The sequence below is a fragment of the Halorubrum tropicale genome (assembly GCF_001280455.1).
Taxonomy (GTDB): domain Archaea; phylum Halobacteriota; class Halobacteria; order Halobacteriales; family Haloferacaceae; genus Halorubrum; species Halorubrum tropicale.
The window spans coordinates 510,381-530,672 of the sequence record NZ_LIST01000001.1; the positions used below are offsets into that span (position 1 = coordinate 510,381).

General features: G+C 69.0%; 21 protein-coding genes. 17 read left to right on the forward strand and 4 right to left on the reverse strand.

Translation table 11 applies throughout. The features are described 5' to 3' along the window. Position 1: 1 nt before the first annotated feature. Positions 2-1,303, reverse strand: coding sequence for an O-acetylhomoserine aminocarboxypropyltransferase/cysteine synthase family protein (locus AMR74_RS02325; RefSeq protein ID WP_053770449.1), 1,302 nt, complete (start codon positions 1,301-1,303; stop codon positions 2-4). Between the two features lie 197 nt (positions 1,304-1,500). Here AMR74_RS02325 and AMR74_RS02330 point away from each other — a divergent pair, with 197 nt between their 5' ends. Next, positions 1,501-2,919, forward strand: a complete 1,419-nt coding sequence (locus AMR74_RS02330) for a single-stranded-DNA-specific exonuclease RecJ (RefSeq protein ID WP_053770450.1) — start codon at positions 1,501-1,503, stop codon at positions 2,917-2,919. Positions 2,920-3,514: 595 nt separating this feature from the next. Here the strand turns inward: AMR74_RS02330 and AMR74_RS02335 are convergent. Further along, entirely contained in the window at positions 3,515-4,078 is a 564-nt protein-coding gene (locus AMR74_RS02335; RefSeq protein ID WP_053770451.1) for a HalX domain-containing protein, read from the reverse strand. A gap of 144 nt (positions 4,079-4,222) precedes the next feature. On the opposite strand from AMR74_RS02335, the gene AMR74_RS02340 reads away from it, so the two are divergent. Next, complete coding sequence (locus AMR74_RS02340) at positions 4,223-4,954, forward strand: RAD55 family ATPase (protein WP_004597593.1); 732 nt, start codon at positions 4,223-4,225, stop codon at positions 4,952-4,954. 27 nt (positions 4,955-4,981) lie between these two features. Here the strand turns inward: AMR74_RS02340 and AMR74_RS02345 are convergent, their stop codons facing one another. Next, a complete protein-coding gene (locus AMR74_RS02345; RefSeq protein WP_053770452.1) occupies positions 4,982-5,320 on the reverse strand; it encodes a helix-turn-helix domain-containing protein in 339 nt (112 codons plus the stop codon). Between the two features lie 187 nt (positions 5,321-5,507). Here AMR74_RS02345 and AMR74_RS02350 point away from each other — a divergent pair, with 187 nt between their 5' ends. The 7 genes from AMR74_RS02350 (at position 5,508) to AMR74_RS02380 (ending at position 10,505) form a co-directional block, all read left to right on the forward strand. Further along, positions 5,508-5,846 (forward strand): hypothetical protein, encoded by a 339-nt coding sequence (locus tag AMR74_RS02350; protein ID WP_053770453.1) that lies wholly within the window; start codon positions 5,508-5,510, stop codon positions 5,844-5,846. Between the two features lie 191 nt (positions 5,847-6,037). Next, a complete protein-coding gene (locus AMR74_RS02355) occupies positions 6,038-6,628 on the forward strand; it encodes an SHOCT domain-containing protein (RefSeq protein WP_053770454.1) in 591 nt (196 codons plus the stop codon). 325 nt (positions 6,629-6,953) lie between these two features. Further along, a complete protein-coding gene (locus tag AMR74_RS02360; RefSeq protein WP_053770455.1) occupies positions 6,954-7,544 on the forward strand; it encodes an archaellin/type IV pilin N-terminal domain-containing protein in 591 nt (196 codons plus the stop codon). Between the two features lie 2 nt (positions 7,545-7,546). Next, complete coding sequence (locus AMR74_RS02365; protein ID WP_053770456.1) at positions 7,547-8,227, forward strand: archaellin/type IV pilin N-terminal domain-containing protein; 681 nt, start codon at positions 7,547-7,549, stop codon at positions 8,225-8,227. A 169-nt stretch (positions 8,228-8,396) separates the two neighbouring features. Further along, a complete protein-coding gene (locus tag AMR74_RS02370) occupies positions 8,397-8,972 on the forward strand; it encodes an archaellin/type IV pilin N-terminal domain-containing protein (RefSeq protein WP_053770457.1) in 576 nt (191 codons plus the stop codon). Positions 8,973-8,974: 2 nt separating this feature from the next. Beyond that, the gene (locus AMR74_RS02375) at positions 8,975-9,646 is read left to right on the forward strand and encodes an archaellin/type IV pilin N-terminal domain-containing protein (protein ID WP_053770458.1); all 672 of its coding nucleotides are present in this window, start codon (positions 8,975-8,977) and stop codon (positions 9,644-9,646) included. Positions 9,647-9,728: 82 nt separating this feature from the next. Continuing rightward, complete coding sequence (locus AMR74_RS02380) at positions 9,729-10,505, forward strand: DUF7500 family protein (protein WP_053770459.1); 777 nt, start codon at positions 9,729-9,731, stop codon at positions 10,503-10,505. Positions 10,506-11,292: 787 nt separating this feature from the next. Here AMR74_RS02380 and AMR74_RS02385 read toward each other — a convergent pair. Continuing rightward, positions 11,293-11,748, reverse strand: coding sequence for a zinc ribbon domain-containing protein (locus AMR74_RS02385; protein WP_053770460.1), 456 nt, complete (start codon positions 11,746-11,748; stop codon positions 11,293-11,295). A gap of 208 nt (positions 11,749-11,956) precedes the next feature. On the opposite strand from AMR74_RS02385, the gene AMR74_RS02390 reads away from it, so the two are divergent. The 8 genes from AMR74_RS02390 to AMR74_RS02425 all read left to right on the forward strand — a co-directional run bounded on the left by AMR74_RS02390 (position 11,957) and on the right by AMR74_RS02425 (position 20,274). Beyond that, a complete protein-coding gene (locus AMR74_RS02390) occupies positions 11,957-14,323 on the forward strand; it encodes a BGTF surface domain-containing protein (protein WP_053770461.1) in 2,367 nt (788 codons plus the stop codon). A 121-nt stretch (positions 14,324-14,444) separates the two neighbouring features. Continuing rightward, entirely contained in the window at positions 14,445-14,801 is a 357-nt protein-coding gene (cheY, locus tag AMR74_RS02395) for a chemotaxis protein CheY (protein WP_053770462.1), read from the forward strand. Continuing rightward, complete coding sequence (locus AMR74_RS02400; RefSeq protein ID WP_053770463.1) at positions 14,801-15,991, forward strand: chemotaxis protein CheC; 1,191 nt, start codon at positions 14,801-14,803, stop codon at positions 15,989-15,991. Before cheY ends, AMR74_RS02400 begins: the two co-directional genes overlap by 1 nt. After that, on the forward strand, positions 15,988-16,575 hold the full coding sequence (locus AMR74_RS02405) for a chemotaxis protein CheD (protein ID WP_053770464.1): 588 nt from the start codon (positions 15,988-15,990) through the stop codon (positions 16,573-16,575). Before AMR74_RS02400 ends, AMR74_RS02405 begins: the two co-directional genes overlap by 4 nt. 171 nt (positions 16,576-16,746) lie before the next feature. Continuing rightward, positions 16,747-18,567, forward strand: coding sequence for a FlaD/FlaE family flagellar protein (locus tag AMR74_RS02410; protein ID WP_053770465.1), 1,821 nt, complete (start codon positions 16,747-16,749; stop codon positions 18,565-18,567). Continuing rightward, positions 18,557-19,030, forward strand: a complete 474-nt coding sequence (locus tag AMR74_RS02415) for a flagellin (protein WP_053770466.1) — start codon at positions 18,557-18,559, stop codon at positions 19,028-19,030. Before AMR74_RS02410 ends, AMR74_RS02415 begins: the two co-directional genes overlap by 11 nt. After that, entirely contained in the window at positions 19,031-19,525 is a 495-nt protein-coding gene (locus AMR74_RS02420) for a flagellar protein G (RefSeq protein ID WP_053770467.1), read from the forward strand. Next, a complete protein-coding gene (locus tag AMR74_RS02425; RefSeq protein WP_053770468.1) occupies positions 19,525-20,274 on the forward strand; it encodes an ATPase domain-containing protein in 750 nt (249 codons plus the stop codon). The genes AMR74_RS02420 and AMR74_RS02425 overlap by 1 nt, the downstream gene beginning before the upstream one ends. The last annotated feature ends 18 nt before the right edge of the window (positions 20,275-20,292 follow it).

Sequence of the window (20,292 nt, forward strand, 5' to 3'; positions counted from 1 at the left end):
TTCAGCTCCCCTCCTCGGCTCCGACCGCACGCTCGCCCGCCGCCAGCCCCGCGTCGAGGTCGGCGATCACGTCCTCGGGGTCCTCGATACCGACCGAGAGCCGGAGCATCTCGGGGTAGACGCCGGCGTGCCGCTGTTGATCTTCGTCCATCTGCGCGTGCGTCGTGGAGGCCGGGTGGATGACGAGCGTCTTCGCGTCGCCGATGTTCGCGAGGAAGCTCGTCAGCTCGACCGACTCGCAGAACGCCTTGGCGGCCCCGTAGCCGCCGTCGACGCCGAAGGTGACCATCCCGCCGAAGCCGTCGAGGTACTCGGCGGCGTTCCCGTGGCTCTCGTGGCCCTCGAAGCCGGGGTAGCTCACCCAGTCGACCCGGTCGTCGTCGCGGAGGAACTCGGCGACCTCCCGCGCGTTCTCGCAGTGGCGCTCCATCCGCAGCGGCAGCGTGTTGAGCCCCTGAATCGTCTGCCACGCGTCGAAGGGGGACTGCTGGCCGCCGGTCGGGCGCACGCCGCGCTGGCGGACGACGTTGGCGAACGCGGCGTCGCCGAACCGCTCGACGAAGTCGATCGGGTACGCGGGCGATTGCCCGTCGAGCTCGTCGTAGTCGGCGTCGGGATGGTCCCACGGGAACTGCCCCCCGTCGACGACGACGCCGCCGACCGTGGTGCCGTTGCCGGTGATCCACTTCGTCGTCGACTCCCAGACGACGTCCGCGCCGTGCTCGAACGGGCGGCAGCAGTACGGCGTCGCGAACGTGTTGTCGACGACGAGCGGCACCGCGTTCTCGTGGGCGATCGCGGCGAGCCGCTCGAAGTCGGGCGTGACGAGCGAGGGGTTCGCGATCGTCTCGACGTGGACGAACGCGGTGCCGTCGTCGACCGCGTCCGCGTACGCCTCGTAGTCCAGCGTGTCGACGAGCCGCGTCTCGATCCCGCGGCGGTCCGCGATGCTGGTGAGGTACGCCGCGGTCCCGCCGTACATCTCGGAACTGGCCACGACGTTGTCGCCCGCGCTCGCGAGGACGGTCGTGATCGCGTCGAACGCGGCCATCCCCGAGCCCGTCGCGACCGCGTCCGACCCGCCGGAGAGGTCGGCGATCCGGTCTTCCAAGGCGTTCACCGTCGGGTTCGAGAGCCGGGAGTAGATGTGACCTTCCGCCCGGAGCGCGTACATCTCCGCCGCCGCGTCCGCGTCGTCGAAGACGTACGACGTGGTCTGGTGGATCGGCGTGGCGCGGGCGCCGGTGGCCGGATCGGGCTCGGCGCCGGCGTGGAGACTCCGGGTGGAAAACCCACGTGTCATGTTTGTTGCTCATACGTCTGCGAACTTCTATAACTGTCAGTTACGGCAATTGATGCCCCTTCGCCGGTGACGCCGGGCGTCGCCGGGACCGGGGCCACGCCGCGCCGGGCGCGCGTAGGCCCCGCGTCGGGCCATCCGGGCCGCGCTCGCCCCGCCGAAGCGTGCGTTTATGACCGGTCGGGCGCCAACCGGTGGTAATGGCAGTCGCCGCCCCAGTCCCCGACCTCGCCGACCGCGCGACCGACTGCGCCGACCGACTGCGCGAGGCCGGCCGGGTGCTGCTCGCGTCGCACATCGACGCCGACGGGATCACGAGCGCCGCGGTCGCCTCGACCGCGCTCGCCCGGGCCGGGATCGACCACGAGGTCGTCTTCGAGAAGCAGCTGGACGCCGACGCGATCGCCGGCGTCGCCGCCCGCGAGTTCGACGTCGTGCTTTTCACCGACTTCGGATCCGGCCAGCTCGACGTGATCGCCGACCACGAGGAGCGCGGCGACTTCGTCCCCGTCATCGCCGACCACCACCAGCCGGCCGACCGCGACACGCGCTACCACCTCAATCCCCTGTTGGAGGGGATCGACGGCGCGAGCGAGCTCTCCGGCGCCGGCGCGAGCTACGTCCTCGCCCGCGCGCTGGAGGGGCCGAACGGCGACAACCGCGACCTCGCCGCGCTCGCGGTCGTCGGCGCGGTCGGCGACATGCAGGACTCGGACGGCGGACTCGTCGGCGCCAACGAGTCGATCGTCGCCGACGGCGTCGACGCCGGCGTCTTGGAGGCCCAGACCGACCTCGACCTGTACGGCAGACAGACTCGCCCGCTCCCCAAGTTCCTGGAGTACGCCTCGGACGTGAAGATCCCGGGGGTCTCGAACGACGAGGCGGGCGCGATCGCCTTCCTCACCGACCTCGACGTCGACGTGAAACGCGACGGCGAGTGGCGGCGCTGGGTCGACCTCGACGGCGGGGAGCGACGGACTCTCGCGTCGGCGCTGATGCGCCGTGCGGTCGCCTCCGGCGTCCCGTCCGACCGGATCGAGGCGCTCGTCGGCACCGCCTACACGCTGGTCGACGAGAAGCCCGGCACCGAGCTGCGCGACGTCAGCGAGTTCTCGACCCTGCTCAACGCCACCGCGCGCTACGAGCGCGGCGACGTGGGGCTCGCGGTGTGTCTCGGCGACCGCGGCGACGCCCTCGCGAAGGCGCGCCGGCTGCTCCGCACCCACCGGCAGAACCTCTCCGAGGGGCTCCAGTGGGTCAAAAACGAGGGCGTCACCCACGAGGAGCACCTCCAGTGGTTCGACGCCGGATCCCGCATCCGCGAGACCATCGTGGGCATCGTCGCGGGGATGGCGGTCGGCTCCCCCGCGGTCGACCGCTCGAAGCCGGTGATCGCCTTCGCCGAGGAGAGCGCGACGGAGCTGAAGGTGTCCTCTCGCGGCTCGCACGCGCTCGTCAGACGGGGGCTCGACCTGTCCGCGGTGATGCGCGAGGCGAGCCAGGCCGTCGGGGGCGACGGCGGGGGCCACGACGTGGCCGCGGGCGCGACGATCCCGACCGACGAGCGCGACGCGTTCCTCGCCGAGGCCGACCGGATCGTCGGCGAACAGCTCTCCTGAGCGAGGACGACGGCGCCGCCCGCGGCAACCCGCTCGCCCGTCGCTTCAGGTTGACGATCGCCTGGTCGACCGGCCTGACCACGAACGCGGGCGTCCACCCCGTGGCGAGGTACGAGCCCGCGGCCGCGCCGGCCGCCGCCGCGAGCGGCGCGTCGCGCTGTTCGGTAACGTCGATCATACACTACCTCGGGATCGCGGTCACTTGAACCACGCCCGCAACGGCCGCTGCGCCCGCGGACACTGCCGTCGTCGCGCTGCGACCGAACGCCCGGGCCGGCCATCGCGCGTCTCGTCGCATCATGCCCCCGACGAGGTCGACGGCGGGGATATAGATTCTTCAACGACCGGACAACATCCGTTCGGAGTCCGCCTCGGATCCGTTCAAACTTCGTTCGGTATCCCGCCGCAGTCGGCGGGTTCGGGCAGTCGCTCTCGGTCGGAGCACCATAGACGTTTTCCGTCGGAGCGCGGTAACGTTCGGCTCGCGCGCGCGAGCGACGAAGAAACGCTGTTGCGTTCGGCGCCGCGTCGGAAGAATCGAGCGAGCGGTGGATCGCGGGTCGGTCCCACTGCGGGAACGCCGGGCGGCGGCGCGTCAGGCCTCGCCGAGGTCGCGGAACATCGCGCGGTAGTCGTCGGTCGACAGCGACTCGCCGAGGTCGTCGATGTCGGCGTCCAACTCCTCCAACCGGTCGACGAGTTCGGCGTACGCCTCGTTCCCCTCGCGCTGGGCGGCCGGCTTCTGCGAGCTCAACACGGCGCGCTTGCTGGCAAGCGCCGCGGCCTCCTGGACGAGGTCGTCGTACTCGCTGCGGGTCAGGAGGGTGTCGATGGCCGCGAGCAGCTTCGTGCGGCTCACCGGCTTGGTGAGGTACAGGTCGAACCCCATGTCGATGATGTCGAAGTCGGGCTCGACCGCGGTCACCATCGCCACGCGGCAGTCGTACCCCTCCTCGCGGATGTGTCCCAAGACGTCGTCGCCGCTCCCGTCGGGGAGGCGGCGGTCGAGGAGCACCACGTCGACGGCGGCGTCGACGCGGTCTATCGCGTCGGCGGCGGTCTCGGCCACGTCGACCGCGTATCGCTCCTCTAAGAAGCCGGCGTACAGCGCCGCGATGTCTGGTTCGTCCTCCACGATGAGTATCGACGGATCGGTCACCGTCGATCACCGCCGGGAGCGACCGGACACGCTTCACCGGGCATACACGAACGGGCGGCGTGTCGAGAGATAAAACTGTCGCCGTCCGTTCGCTCGGTGTACCGAACCGTCTTTTATATACTCCGGCCGTGTAAGGGGAGACGAATGTCAGAACTCGTCTCCACCGGGGTCGAGGGGCTCGACTCCATTCTCACCGGCGGCATCACCCAGCGGTCGACGGTCCTCGTCTCGGGGAACCCGGGCACCGGCAAGAGCATCTTCGGTATCCAGTACCTCCACCACGGCGTCTCCGAACACGGCGAGCGCGGCGTCTACGTCTCCTTCGAGGAGGACGAGGCGGACATCCGCGGCGCGGCCGAGTCCGTCGGCTTCGAGGGGTTCGACGAGATGGTCGACGACGGCGACATCGTCATCCTCGACAAACGCGAGATGCTCCGGGAGACCGACTTCTCGACCGCGGTCGACCGGCTGCTCGACACCGTCGAGGACGGCGACTTCGACCGGCTCGTCCTCGACTCGCTGTCGATGTTCCAGCTGTTCTTCGACGCCGAACAGGAGAAGCGCACGTACCTGCTGAAGTTCTCCGACATCCTCAAGGCGAACGGGCTCACCTCGCTGCTCATCAACGAGCAGGGCGCCGTCTTCCCCGACACGGAGGTCGGCTTGGAGAACTTCCTCACGGACGGGAACATCTACTTCATCCAGACCCCGACCGACTCCGGCGTCAACCGCTACGTCTGGGTGGCGAAGATGCGGAAACAGGACATCGACACCGACATCTTCCCGATGGAGATCGGGCAGGGCGGCATCACCGTCCACGAGCGCGCGGGCGGCTTCTCGATGATGGGCGGCTCCGACGACCAACCGTCGTTCTGACGGGTCGGAAACCGCCGGGGAACGGTGTTACTCCCGCGACGAGAGGTCGCGCCAGACGTCGTCGAGGCGATTCTTCACCGCCGACCGCTCCTCTACCTCGACCGTGAGCCCGTCGCGGAAGTCGACCTCGACTCCGTCGACCTTCCGACGGTACACCTTCACGCGCCGGTGTTCGTCGGAGAGCGGGCGGTCGTGTAGTTCGAGGAGGTCCGTCTCCTCTAACTCGTTGATCCGTCGGTAACACGTCGCGATCGGGACGTCCAGCTGATCGCTGAGGTCCTGCGCCGACTTCGGGTCGCCCGTCGCCGTCAGGATGTCCGTGTTGTATTTGTTACCGAGTACGGTGATCAGATCGTCCCCCACCATTCACGTTATCGAGATTGATTTTTATGGCTTATAAGGGTACCGGTGGCCCTCTCGGGCGACGAACGCGCTTGTTCGGCGCGCGGGACGGGGCCGCGACCGTCCTCGACCGCCCCGCGCCGTCGAACCGTGTTATCGCCGCTGATACCCGCTCCCGTGGGTTTATGACCGCCGTTCGAGCAGGAGGTGTATGGAGCTCATCGAGGGGTTGTACCTGGTGACGACCACCGTGCTGGCCGGCGCGAGCGCGACGCTCGTCGCGTTCGCGGTCGCGGCGTACCGGTCGTCGGGCCGCACGGCGATGGCGTACCTGGCGGTCGGCTTCGGTCTCGTCGTCGTCGCGGCGGTGGCGACTCCCGCGGCCGCCTTCTGGACCGCGTTCGGGAACGCCGAGGCGCTGCTGTTGGTCAACACCGGGCTGCTCGCCGCCTCGATGGCGCTCGTCGCCGGGAGCCTCGTCGTCTACGAGCCGGGCACCCAGGAGTTCGTGATCCCCGAGTCGGAACTGTCGCGCCTGCGCGACCGGTGAAAAACGAGGCCCCTTCCACCCGGTTCCGCTGTCTCGGTACGCCACCGAGCCGGCCTCCCCGACGCGTTTTTGATTTCGCGTCCCGTAGCGATGTCGATGACAAATCGCTGTCGTGGCGGGGGTGCGAGCGCGCGAACGGCGCCGCGCCGGTGCCGGACGGACGAATCGATCCGACGCTGGGAGCACCGGCGATGACGACTGCCGAGGCCCGCGGGGATCGCTCGACGGTCGCTCGCCTCTCCGACCTCGCCGCGCGCGCCGGCGTGGGAGCCGGGGTGACGGTGCTCGTGAGCGTCCTGCCGGTCGTCGGCCTAGTCGCGCCCGCGGTCGGCGCCGGCGTGGCGAGCTGGACCGACGAGGCCGAGGCGCCCCGCGGCCCGCGGATCGGCGCCGCGACGGGCGCGCTGGTCGCGCTGCTGTCGCTGCCGCTGACGTTCCTCGCGGTCTGGCTCGCCGCCGCGGTGTCGCCCGCGGCGACCGTCGGCGTCCTCGCGCTCACGCTCGTCGGCGCCGTGTACGTCGTCGGCAGCGGCGCGCTGGGCGGCTACCTCGCCGATCGCATCGCCGCGGAGCGCGCGTCCCCGCATGCGGCGCCCGCCGGTGACGACGCGACCGCGCCGGTGGAGCGCCTCAAACATCGCTACGTCGAGGGCGAACTCACGGACGCCGAGTTCGAGCGTCGGCTCGACCGCCTGCTGGCCGCCGACCGCGAGCGGGACCAATCCGAGACGCGGTCTCGGTCCGGGCCAGCAGACTCGAAGACGCGCGAACGCGAGCGCTGACGCCCCTCCGGCCTCCCGGCGCGGACGCGCGGCCCGACCCACCGGGCGCGTTCCCAATTTCTCCGACCGGCGATTCGCTCCGTCACCCGTCCGATGTCGAAGCGCGCTATCCGCCGGTTGGTTGTTCTCAGCAGATCCAACTCTGATACCACTGCGCGGATTTCGTTGATATATTCTGTAACTACTGATGTACAAATAATACTAAAAACGCACGACTGCAAGTGTTTATCAATCCAGATAATCGGACGCGTGATCTTAAGTAGGAATTCCCCATCGCTAACGATAACGCCCGCCGGGCAGGCCGGGGGCCGACGCAACACAACCAATGTTCGAAACCATACTGGACGAGGAAGAGCGCGGTCAGGTGGGGATCGGGACCCTCATCGTGTTCATCGCGATGGTGCTGGTGGCGGCGATCGCCGCCGGCGTCCTGATCAACACGGCCGGATTCCTCCAGACGCAGGCGGAAGCAACGGGGCAGGAAAGTACGAGTCAGGTGGCGGACAGGCTGCAGGTCGTGAGCCAGTCCGGTAACGTCACCGACGTTAACGGGAGTCAGGGCGTTGACGAGATCGACTTCGTCGTCGCCAAGGCGCCCGGCGCGGGTAGCATTGACCTGAACCAGACGAGCGTCGAGATCATCGGCACGAACGGGCAGGTCTCGTTCGAGCTTGAAGACCTCGGCGGGAGCGTCGATATCTTCACCGAGCCGGGAGAGAGCGACGTCGTTCTGACCGACAGCGCCGATCGCGCTGAGGTCAACGTCGTTCTCAACTCTTCCGATGTTAATTACGGCAACATCAGCGCCGGTGAGCGGGCCTCGGTGACGTTCACCACCGCGTCCGGCGCGACGACGACGACGGAAATCCGCGTGCCGACGACGCTGACGAGTGACCAGACTTCGGTGAGGCTGTAACAATGTTCGAGTTCATCACTAACAACGACGACGACCGCGGTCAGGTCGGTATCGGCACGCTCATCGTGTTCATCGCGATGGTGCTCGTCGCCGCTATCGCCGCCGGTGTGCTGATCAACACCGCCGGGTTCCTGCAGTCGCAGGCGGAAGCGACGGGCCAAGAGAGTACGGACCTCGTGTCCGAGCGCATCGACGTGACGAGCACGGTCGGCATCGTCAACAACAGCAGCGACGGCACGCTCTCTGAGATCCGTGTCGGCGTCGCCGGCGCCGCCGGCGCGGACCAGATCGACCTGAGTTCCGCGACGATACAGGCAGTCGGTCCCAACGGTCAACAGAACCTGATCTTCACGGGAACGAAAAAGCTCAATACGACTCAGGCTGACAGTGGTGCCGACGACCTTCAGAACGTCAGCGACATCCCTGACGGCGCGTTCGCGGTTCAGGATTCCGAGAACAACTTCGTCTCCGCGAGCAATGCGGTCCTGAACGACGATGAGCGGTTCACCATCGTCTTCAACCCCGAGACCAAGCCGTTCGGCGAGGGCGTTGGTAACAACACCTACTTCGGCGAGAGCGAACAGTCGTCGCTCGACATCGTCTCGCCGTCGGGCGCGACCACGAGCGTCGACCTCCGCGCGCCAGACCTCTTCAACACTGACAACGAAGCGGTCCGCCTGTAACGCTTCGAACCAGCGGTTCAATTTTTATTTTTCCTGGCACGTCGAGAGACATCTCTACGCATTCTGCTGATTATTACGTTCAATATATTGGACCGGTTCTTTATCAACCGGTCTCGCATCCGGTCGTGTAGAGCCCGGGAGCGGACCTTCGCGGGCGTCCGATATACAAATGTTCGACGAAACAACAAACGGCGACCGCGGTCAGGTCGGCATCGGCACGCTCATCGTGTTCATCGCGATGGTGCTGGTGGCGGCGATCGCGGCGGGCGTACTGATCAACACGGCCGGCTTTCTGCAGACGCAGGCGGAAGCGACCGGACAGGAGAGTACATCGCAGGTCTCGGACCGGATTCAACTCGTGAGCCAGTCCGGGAACGTGACCGGCGCACAGACGGTCGACCAGCTCCAGTTCGTGGTGGCGAAGGCCCCCGGATCGGGGTACATCGATCTGAACCAAACGACCATCGAGGTCATCGGGTCGCAGGGACAGGCGACCGTGCAGGTCGCGAACCTCGTCACCGACGTCGAGAACATTCTCGGCGCCGAAAACGACGTTCTCACGGACAGCAGTGACCGCGCGCTGGTGACGGTGGACGTCACCAGCGCGGACGTCGAAGGGTACAGCGCCCTCGACGAGGGCGAGCGACTGGCCGTGACCTTCACCACGGCGTCCGGCGCGACGACGACCGCGGAGATCCGCGTGCCGACGACGCTGACGCAGGACCAGACCTCGGTGAGGCTGTAACGATGTTCGAGTTCATCACTGACGACGACGGCGACCGCGGGCAGGTCGGTATCGGCACGCTCATCGTGTTCATCGCGATGGTGCTGGTGGCGGCGATCGCGGCGGGCGTGCTGATCAACACCGCTGGCTTCCTCCAGTCGCAGGCGGAGGCGACCGGGCAAGAGAGCACGGACCTCGTGTCCGAGCGCATCGACGTGACGAGCACGGTCGGCATCGTCAACAACACCTCGGACCCGACGACGCTCGCCGAGCTCCGCGTCGGGGTCGCCGGCGCCGCCGGCGCCGACCAGATCGACCTGAGCTCCGCGACGATACAGGCCGTCGGGCCCAACGGACAGAAGAACCTGATCTTCACCGGGACGAACCAGACCAACACGACCGTGGCGGGCGGTGCCGCCCGCATCGGGAACGTCAGCGACATCCCCGAGGGCGCGTTCGCCGTCCAAGACTCGACGGGCGAGTTCGTCCCCGCGAGCGACGCGGTCCTGAACGACGACGAGCGGTTCACGATCGTCTTCAACCCGGAGACGGCGCCGTTCGGCGCGACCGACGACGCCTTCAGCCAGGGGCAGGAGACCTCGCTCGCCATCGTCTCGCCGTCGGGCGCGACGACCAGCGTCGACCTCCGCGCACCCGACCTCTTTACCGAGGGCGGCGAAGCGGTCCGGCTCTGAGGAGTTCGAACGGCACGGAAACCACGCTGTGGCGGTTCGGCCGCCCGCAACACCTATTTTGCGGCGCACGCTATCACAACTCATGAGCGACCACGATCCCCCGGCGAACGACCCGGACGCGGTCCCGGCCGATCCGGAGGAACTCGACTTCACCGACGACGAGAACGTCGTCGAGATCGGGGAGGGCCGCTACGTCGTCGGGACGAACGGTCGCCCCAACGTCGGCCGATCGCGGGGGCAGCGCCGCGCGCCGCCGGAGGACGACTCCGGCTTCACCGCGGCCGACCCCGCGAGCCCGGACGAGCGGCGGCCCGCCGGCGACGACCCGCGGGCGAGCGCGGCCGGCCCCGGCGTCGGCGAACGCGGGCAACCCCCCGGCGGACAGGCTGGCGCTGGGCACCCTAGCGGCGGACAGCAATCCGGTGGACAGCCGGCCGGGGGCGGCCAACCGCCGCCGAACGCGCAGGGGCATCCTCGGGCCCAGACCGCGGCCGGAGCCGGCGCGGTCGACCGTCAGTCGGTGAGCCGATGGTTGGCCAACTCCTTCGACGGCGACGGGTTCGACTACGGGATCGACGCGACGCTCCACGCGAAGGGCGACACCACCCGGCAGCGGACGGTGTCGAACGACGTGACGGCGACGTTCGACACGCTCATTTCGTGGTTCGCGTCGAACGCCGGCCCCAGTTCGCCGACGCCGGAGGCGATCGGACTACTGCTCGCGGCCTCCGAGACGACCGTCGACATCCCGCCGGTGATGATAAAGCGGTTCGCGGCGAGTCAGGGCCTCACGGCGAGCGACAGCATCGGCGACCTGGTGCGCGCCGCCGAGGAGGAGGGCGGTTTCCGACTCGAGTGAGGCCCACAACAAACCTCCTGGATCGCTCTCCGGTCTATCGCGGACTCCCGCCGAGTTGACAGCGATCACACAACGGAATCTCCCGCCAGACCCGCTCAAACAGACTTATTCCGGGACGTTACACCGACCGATCCCCGCCGCAGTCACACGCAGACAAACGGGTGTCATACCTGCTCGCTGGGTCAGAGACCGTCACTGCGGTGTCGGCGAAACCTCCTGCCCGGGTGATCGCAGCCGTCACGGTGCCGGAAACCGCTCGCCGGCTGTGGGATCCGGCAGTTGACGTTCCAGCCCGGAGCGGGTCGTCTCCCTGCTGTGAGCGCCGGATATATCATAGCGAGAAAATCGCGGATCCGTTCGAACACCCCGGGTGTTCCCGGGGTGATCCGACAGAACGGATTCAATAATTCAATCATGGTATATATTTACCTGTGCGTGGCGTGTCTCTCTCCGTCGTTGCAGATTATGAATTCTCCCACGTTTTCGGTTATGAGGGCCTGATTCGACCGAACTGTGCTCACTCCCGCTCGTTCGGGTCCGGTTTCGGGGCGGCGTTGTCGCGTCGTGACACACGTTCGAACACGGATCCACTGCGGCGGGGCAAACGGGTGTCACTCGGGGAACAGTCGGCTGATTCGGCGTCTATTCGGCTGAAAGGACTAGATCCATGTGCCCGATCGTTTCACGGCGGCGGCGCTCTCGCTCGCGGCTCGGCGTCTCTAGTAACCAACACCTCCCAGGATATCTCCGTGCGTTGTGAAACAGCGCGCGATCTCGTTACCGACCGTCACCCTAGCAGCACGAACAGCGCGATCCCGATCAGCGCGAACACCGCGTAGGCCCCCGCCATCACCTCGCGCTTCAGCGGACTTCCGAGCGGCTCCGCGGTGAGCCGCCGGATCGGCGGCAGAATCGCGATCCCGCCGAGGATCAGCGGCCACGACTCCGCGGCCGGGACCCGCGTGAGCGCGACGACGATCGTCCCGTACCCGAGGACGTACGACCCGCGCCGCCACAGCTGTTCCCGGTCCGAGAGTTCTTCCATCGGGGGGAACGCGTCGCTCCCGGCCGACCCGCCGCCCTCCGGCTTCCCGCCGCCGCTGCCGCCGGCGACCTGCTCCGCCTGTCGCTGGACGTACTCGTCGAGTTCTTCCGCCGCGTCCTCCGTCTGCGGGGCGCCACACTGCGCGCAGTACCGCGCGTCGTCGTCGATCGGTGCGTCACAGCGGGGACACGATGGCATCTTGACGTGGATCGGGCGCCGCCCCGGCTTAATTCTTCGGACCGAGGACCTCGCCCACGTCGGGCGATTTCTGCGTCTACCCTTCTCTTCCCCCGATCTCGTTACACGCAATGATAATCGGGTGGGTACGCTTTAGTCGGCGACCCGCGGAGTCGTCGGCAACAAGGTGCGGGCCGGCCAACGGCCCGCACTCGTTGCCCACGCCCTCATGACACTAGAACGAAATGACACGACCGACACGCGCTCGACGGACCCCGCGGCGACCGACGGCGATCGGACGAGCGGCTCCGGACCGCGACGGCGACTCCGTTCGTTCGGCACCGACCTGTCGGGGCTCCAGGCGAGCGTGATCGGCCTCGCCGTCCTCGTCGTGCTCGCCGGACTTCTCGCGACCGCCCCGGTCGCGGCCGGCCTCGCGGTCGGTTCGTCCGCGTCGTCCGTCGCCGCCGAACCGACGGCGCCCGTCGCGGTCGAGGCTCCCGGTCCGGTCGGCCCGACCGACCGGCCGGAGATCAGCGGCGGGTTCTCCCGGGCGACCTACACCGGCGTCGCAGGGGACCCGGTCCGAATCAGATACACCGCTGATAATCCGGACGGAGCCGAGTACCTCCTGATCGGCGGCAACCGGCTCAGTGACACGGGGAAGACGGTCGGCTTCGTAGACGTAGTCAAGATATCTGGCACGAGTGAGACGACGATCAACACGCGAACAATCGGCACCGACGCGAGCAACGTCGAGAGCTGCGGCCTGGAAGGTACGACGTGCGATCTGGAGTTCGTCGACGAGAGCGGCGATACGGTCGCTGAGAACCTGAGCGCGCTCTCGGGGGCGACCGGCGCCGGCGGGCTCGCCCGGCCGCTCGTCCCGCAGCGCTACCGGCTCGCGATCACCAACGGGACGTTTATCGTGGACGACTCCGGCGTGGTGACGCCGGCCGCGGCCGCCGATCAGGCCGACCTCGTGTTGGAGAAGCCGCGGTTCAGCGAGGACGTCGAGGTGTTCACCACCGCCGACCGGGACGCGCTCGGCGAGGACGTCGACGCGGAGTCGCTCGGCGTGCTCCGCGAGAACGGGGCCGAGCGGTCCGCGGTGACCAAGGGGAACCGGATCGTCCTCGGCTTCGAGTCGACCGGCATCTGGGGGGCCCTGTCGCACTTCGCCGCGGAGCGCGGCGCGGGTCCGATCGAGGCCGGCGAGGCGGTCGACCACCGCGTGCTGGCCGACCTGTTGGAGAAGGAGTCGGGCGTGTCGCTCCGGGTCAGACAGACGAACGCGGGGATGAACGAACGCCCCGCGAAGCTCGACCTCTCGCGCGCCGACCCGGAGGACGTCTCGCTCATCGTCGCGGACGCGGCCGAGCTGGAGTCGCCCGACGCCCCCGGTCGCTTCTACCTCGTGATCGACACGAGCGACGGCGACCACTTCCCCGAGGAGCTCGAGCCGGGCGACGAGTTCTCCGTCGCGTTCGCGCTGGAGGGGACCGAGGGCGAGCGGTACGCGTTCGCCGACGGGCAGGAGCCGCCGGCCGCGTTCGCGTCCGCGTCGGGGCCCGACGACGCCCCCCAGTTCCCCTACTGGGAGGCGGCAGACAGCACGGTCCGCGCCGAGGCGTCGTTCACGGTCCGAGAGCGGTACCTCCGGTACGACCACGTCACCGACGACGGCGACCTCCTCCTCGAGGTGGACGAGGGACAGCTCACGGGGGCCACGTCGCTGCTGCCGCGGCGGGAGATGACCGCGACGCTCGTGAACGACGCCGGCGACGCGCCCTTCCGGGCCGAGTCGCCGCTGGAGATCGCTGACGGGAACTTCACGGTCGGCGTCGACCTCGACGAGGTCGTCCCCGGCACGCGGCTGAACTACGAGCTGTACGAGGGGTCCACGCTCCGTGACAGCCGGACGGTCATCGTCGTGAGCGACGTCGACAACCCGGACGAGCTGGTGATCGACGACGCCCCCGACAACGTCACGGTCACCGAGGGCGGGAACCTCTCCGCGCTCCGGGTCGTCGCGCGCAACGCGGGCGGGCTCACCGGCGAGGGCGAGCTCGCCCTCACCGTCGACAACGGCAGCCTCGGCGGCTCGTGGGGCGTCCGTCTCACGCCGGACGAGTCCCGGACCTACGACTTCGCCTCCGTACCCGCCGACCTCGACCCCGGCAGGTACCCGTTTACCCTCCGGCTCGACGGCGACACCCACGGCGGGACGCTGGTCGTCGAGCAGGACCCGGCGACGACGACGATCGACGACGAGGGCGACGGAAGCGCGGCCAACGGCACCGACCCTGACGACGACGGCGCGGCCGACGGCACCGGCGACGAGGCTGGAGCGGGCGGCGACGACGGCGACTCGGAACGAGACTCGACCGCCGCGAACGGGTCGGACTCGGACGCCGCCTCGAACGGCACCGAGACCGACGGCGACGGCGGCTCCGGCGAGACGAGCGACGGCGACGCGCCGGCAGGGGACGCCCCCGACTCCGTCGGCATGCTCCCGCTGCCGTTCGGCACCCGCGAGGCGCTCGGCGGCACGGTCCTCGTCGGCGCGGTCCACCTCCTCGGCCACTGGGTCTGAGACGCTCTGCCGGGCCACCGGCCCGAACGAGCCCGCCGCCTGGACCGTTTCACGTCCGTTCTCAGCGCTGAGAACCGCGGGGGAGCGATTAAGTGTTCGCCTTCCCCCGCTTCAGACAACAATGGTTACGCGGGTACTCATCGCCGACGACTCGGAGTTCATGCGGAATCTCCTCCGGGAGATCCTCGAAGGCGAGTTCGAGATCGTCGGGGAGGCGGAGAACGGCGTGGAGGCGGTGAACATGTACGAGGAGCACGGGCCGGACCTCGTGATGATGGACATCGTGATGCCGATCCGCGACGGGATCGAGGCGACGACGGAGATCCTCGAGGAGAACCCCGACGCGACGGTGATCATGTGTACCAGCGTCGGGCAGGAGGAGAAGATGAAGGCGGCGATCAAGGCGGGCGCGGAGGGGTACATCACGAAGCCGTTCCAGAAGCCGAACGTGCTCGACGCCATCGGTTCGGCGGTATAATGCGCGTCGACGTCCGCGCGCTCGGCGCCTGTAACCGCCTCGCGGAGCAGGGCGCGAAACAGGCCGCCGGCGCGCTCTCGGACCTGACCGGGACCGACCTCGCGGTGGAGGTCACGGGCGCGAGCGTCGCCAGCGGCGAGGACCTCGCCGAGGCGTTCGCGGGCCGGGAGTCGATCGGCGTGCGCGTCGGGCTCCGCGGCGGGCTGGACGGCGAGGCGGTCCTCGCGTTCGACGCCGTCAACGCCGACGCCCTGCTCTCGCTGCTCCCCGGCGGGGCGTCGATGGAGCGGAGCGCGGTGACGGAGGTCGGCAACATCGCGCTCGGCGGCTTCCTCGACGGGTGGGCGAACTACCTCGGGAAGGCGATCGACATGACGCCCCCGCGGTACTTCGAGGCCGACGGCGCGGCGGTGCTGCCGGACGGCGCGCTCGCGGGCGACGGCGTCTTCCTCTTCGAGAGCCGGCTGGACGCGACGACGACGGACCTCGACTTCTCGATCTACATGCTGCCCGACTCGGGGCCGTTCCGCGACCTCATCGTCGGGAAGACGGCGCCCGCGGCAACCGCCGGCGGCGCGGCGAACGGCGGGACGGAGAGCACGGCGGTCCCGTACGAGTCGCTGTCGACGTTCTCCTCGCTGGCGAAGAAGGGGTCGGCGAACGCCGCCGACAACATCGCGATGATGACCGGGTTGGAGACGAGCGTCGACGTGAGCCGGCTCCGGTTCGTCCCGCTCGCCGACGTGCCCGCGGAAGTCGGTACCGATCCGCACGCGGGCACGGTGTTCGAACTCCAGGGCGAGCCGAGCGGCTACCTCGCCATCCTCTTCGAGGAGTCGTCGGCGGCGGCGGTCGCGGACGCGATGCTGCCGATGGAGCCCGACGAGCCGCTCGGTGACATGGCTCAGAACGCGCTCTGCGAGCTCGGCAACGTGATGACGAGCGGCTTCATCGACGGCTGGGCGAACGTGCTCGGCACGTCGATCACCCACTCCCCGCCGGAGTTCGTCCACGACATCGGCGCGTCGACGATCAGCCCGCTCGTCGCCAAGCTGAGCGAGCGACAGGACTACGGGTTCGTGATCGACACCGCGATTCGGACGGAGGGGGTCCAGGCGCGGTGCGACGTGTACGCGCTCCCCGACGAGCGCGAACTGGCCCGGGCGCTCGACCGGCTCTCCGAGCCGTGACCCGCTCGCTCTCCGACGATCGGCCGGACGCCCCGGCGGAGCGGACGGAGAGCGTCGGGACCACGGTCGCCGACGCGGAGCCCGTCGCCGTCACGGGCGGCGCGGCGAGCGACGACCCGGGTCGGATCAAGGTCGGCGTGGGTGAGCTGGCGGTCACCGACGGCGACGCCGTCCTGACGACGAGCGGCCTCGGCTCCTGCGTCGCGGTCGCGCTCGTCGACGAGAGGGCCAGCGTCCGCGGGCTCCTCCACGCCATGCTGCCCACGAGCGAGGGACGGTCGACCGCGGGCTCGCGGCCGGCGAAGTACGTCGACACCGGGATCGACTCGCTGATCGGGGCGCTCGACGACGCCGGCGCCGACCCACGCCGCTTGAAGGCGCGCGTCGCCGGCGGCGCCGAGATGCTCGACCTCACCGACGCGGTCGGCCCCCGGAACGTCGAGCGGGTCGGCGAGGTGCTCGACGCCGCGAACGTCCCGGTCGTTGCCAGCGACGTCGGCGACGCCGTCGGGCGAACGGTCCGGCTCGGTCCGGACGGACGGCTCGTCATCCGGGCCGCCGACGGCTTCGAGCGAGCCATCTGACCGCTCCTCCGGGGCCTCTCGTCGCCGTCACCGGATTGAATCGCCTCCGACCGGTACCGATTTCTCGGCGTTCTCCCCCATCAGCGGTCGCCGGCCGCCGTACTGCGCGCCTTCTCATTGTTGATATTTTGAGGGGTGAATTGAAGTGGGTTCTGCGGGTCGTACACGGTAATGGGCCTCGAACTATCGGTGTGGGGAGCTCCAACGGCCGTCTGGGCAGTCGCCACGCTGGGGCTCGTCGGTGCGAGCGTCCTCGACAGGTTCCTCGACGACGACGGGTCCGACGACGACGGTTCCGGTGGTATGGACGGCGACGACGATCCCTTCGGCGGCGGCATGGGCGGCGGCATGGGCGGCGGAGGGATGGGCGGCGGCATGAGCGACGGCGGAGGCGGCGGCGACGGGTTCGACGACTTCGACGGGATGGACGAGTGGGACGACGGGTTCGACGACGGCGGCGGTGGCGGCGGCGCGGCCACCGACGAGCTGGAGAACCGGCTCGACGAGCTCGAAAACGAGGTCGCGTCGCTCTCCTCGACCGTCTCGACGGTCCGCTCGGAGAACGAGGAGATCTCGAACGCCGTCGACGACATCGAGGAGGACGTCCGCAACCTGCTCGACATCTACGAGATGGTCACCCGCGGCATCAACCCGTTCGTCGACGACTCCGGCGGCTTCGACAGCGTCGCCGGCGGCGGCGAGGGGTCGTTCGGCATCTTCGACGACGACGACGGCGGCGAGGAGGAGGACCTCGACGAGGACGTCGCGAACGCCGACGCGGACGGGTTCTTCGACGACGACCTCCTCGACGAGGAGGAGGCCGACGGGTTCGACGAGGAACTCGACGACGACGGCGACGACGAGGAGTTCGACGACCTCGACGGCGACGACGGCTTCGACGACTTCGACGAGGAGTTCGACGAACTGGACGACGACAGCACGGACGACGCCGCGTCCGAGACCGAAACGGCGGACGACGGAGACGATATGAACGAAGACGGAAAGAGTTTCAGCGAACTGAAAGAAGAGTACGACTCCGGGGAGGCCGACTGGGCCGAAGAGGACGGCGACGGCGCGGACGACGACCCGTTCGACGACCCCGACGACGACACCGACTCGTTCGACGACGCCGACGACGGGTTCGACGACGACCTCGGCGGCGACCTCGAGGACGACGGCGTCGACTTCGACGAACCGGCGGATGCGGCCGACTCGGAGCCCGCCGACCGTCAGCCCGGCGGCGATCCGGCCGAGGCGACCGGCGGCTTCGAGTACGTCGGCGAGGACGACCTCTCGGGGAGCGGCGGCCGCGGCAAGCCGTACCTCACGGAGCTTCCCGGCGACTACGTCGGCGACCTCCTCGTGATGGAGTGGCTGGAGTTCCTCGTCTCCGAGAGCGACGTCACCGACGCGGTGCGCGCCATCAACTACTACGAGCGGATCGAGTGGATCGGCCCCGACGCCGCGGCGCGGCTCCGCGACTTCCTCTCCGGGTTCGGCACCATCGACCGTAACCTCGTCGACCGGCTGGGCACGGACCGGCTGGTCCGCGAGCACCACACCCGCAGCCTCCGGTACGTGACCCAGCTCAACGGCACGAGCAGCCACACCGTCCTCCTGGACCGCTGGGACGACCTCGCCGGCGGCTCGATGGTCGGCGGCGGGCCGGTCAACGCGCCCCGCGGCGGCCGTCGCGGCGGGCGGGCGAGTTCAGACCGGGGCGGACGCAACGGCCGCGACGCGCGGCCCGACCGGGGCGCGGCCGAGCGAAACGACCAGGACGGCGGTCGCCGGGACGCGCCCGGCGACCGCGAGCGGCGGACGAACGGCGCGGACCGCGACGACGCGGCGTCCGAAGCGGACGCCGACCGGCGCGACGGTCACCGCGACGACCGGCGCGAGCGGAACGGTTCCACCCGACCGATGAACGACCCGAATCCCCGTTCCGACCGCGCCGATCCGGCCGACGGAGGGTGGGGAGATGGGCGTTAGCGTCTCCGCGTCCACGGCCATCATCGTCGCGGGGCTGTTCTTCGCGTTCACGACGTTTTACCCCGTGGCGGCCAACGGGCTCGACCGCGTCTCCGACGCCCAGCACGGCGTCAACGAGCGCGCGCTCGAACGGCAGAACACCGAGCTTGCGGTGACGAACGCGACGTTCGACACGACGACCGACGCCCTCACCGTCAACGCCACCAACGAGGGGGCGGTCGGCCTCGTCGCCGGCGACGCGACGCTCGTGGTCGGCAACGAGTACGTCGACGTGGGCGGGCCGAACGCCACCACGACGGTCGACGGCGACGGCGACACGGAGCTCTGGCTCGGCGACGAGACGCTCACCGTGCGGGTCGCGCAGGGCGACACGGCCACGACGATCGGGGAGGGCACGCGCGTCGTCCTGGTCGTCGAGTCCGGCGTCCGCGACGCCGCGACCGTGACGGAGGTGAGCGCGTAGATGGCCAGCGTCCCCGTCTCGCACCTCATCCTGTTCATCGCCAGCTTGGTGATCGCCGCCGGCGTCGTCGGCACCATCACCACCGGCGTCGACCGGGTGAGCGCGGCCGTCGACGACGCCGGCCTCGACGCGACCGAGCAGCTCCGGACAGACGTGACGATCATCTCTGACCCCAGCGCGGGGGTGTACAACGCGAGCGGCGACCAGAACGTCACGCTGTTGATAAAGAACACCGGCACGTATCGGTTGGCGCCCGACGGCTCCGACCTCGACGTCGTCTTCGACGGCGCGTACGTCCGGCCGGACGCGACCTCCGGGGAGCTCGTCTCCGCGGACGGCGCGAACGCGTGGAGCCGCGGCGACGTGCTCCGGCTCACGATCGACGCCAACCGGATCGACGGCTCCGACGGGCTCGCCGACGGCGACCACCGGGTGTTCCTCTCGGTGAACGGCGACGAGGAGCTGTTCCAGTTCCGCGTGGAGGGGGGTAACTGATGCCCCACGACAACCTCCTCTCCCTGGGCCTCGGCGACCGCGACCGGCTCAACAAGGAGCTCGGCGGCGGCATCCCCCGCGGGAGCATCGTGCTCATGGAGGGCGACTACGGGGCCGGGAAAAGCGCCATTTCCCAGCGGTTCGCCTACGGCCTCGTCCAGGAGGGCGCGTCCGTCACGATGATGTCGACTGAGCTCACCGTCCGCGGGTTCATCGACCAGATGCACTCGCTGGAGTACGACATGGTGAAGCCGCTGCTCCAGGAGGAGCTGCTCTTCCTCCACGCCGACTTCGACTCCGGCGGCGCGTTCTCCGACGGCGACGGCGAGCGCAAGGAGCTGCTCAAGCGCCTGATGAACGCCGAGGCGATGTGGAACTCCGACGTCGTCTTCCTCGACACGTTCGACGCCATCTTCCGGAACGACCCCACCTTCGAGGCGCTGGTCCGGAAGAACGAGGAGCGGCAGGCCGCCCTGGAGATCATCTCCTTCTTCCGCGAGATCATCTCGCAGGGGAAGGTCGTCGTGCTCACCGTCGACCCATCGGCGGTCGACGACGACGCGATCGGTCCGTTCCGGTCCATCGCCGACGTGTTCCTCGAACTGGAGATGATCGAGGTCGGCAACGACATCCGCCGGCAGATCAACGTCAAGCGGTTCGCGGGCATGGGCGAACAGGTCGGCGACACGATCGGGTTCTCGGTGCGTTCCGGAACCGGAATCGTCATTGAGAGCCGCAGCGTCGCCTAACACCATGACCCGTCGACG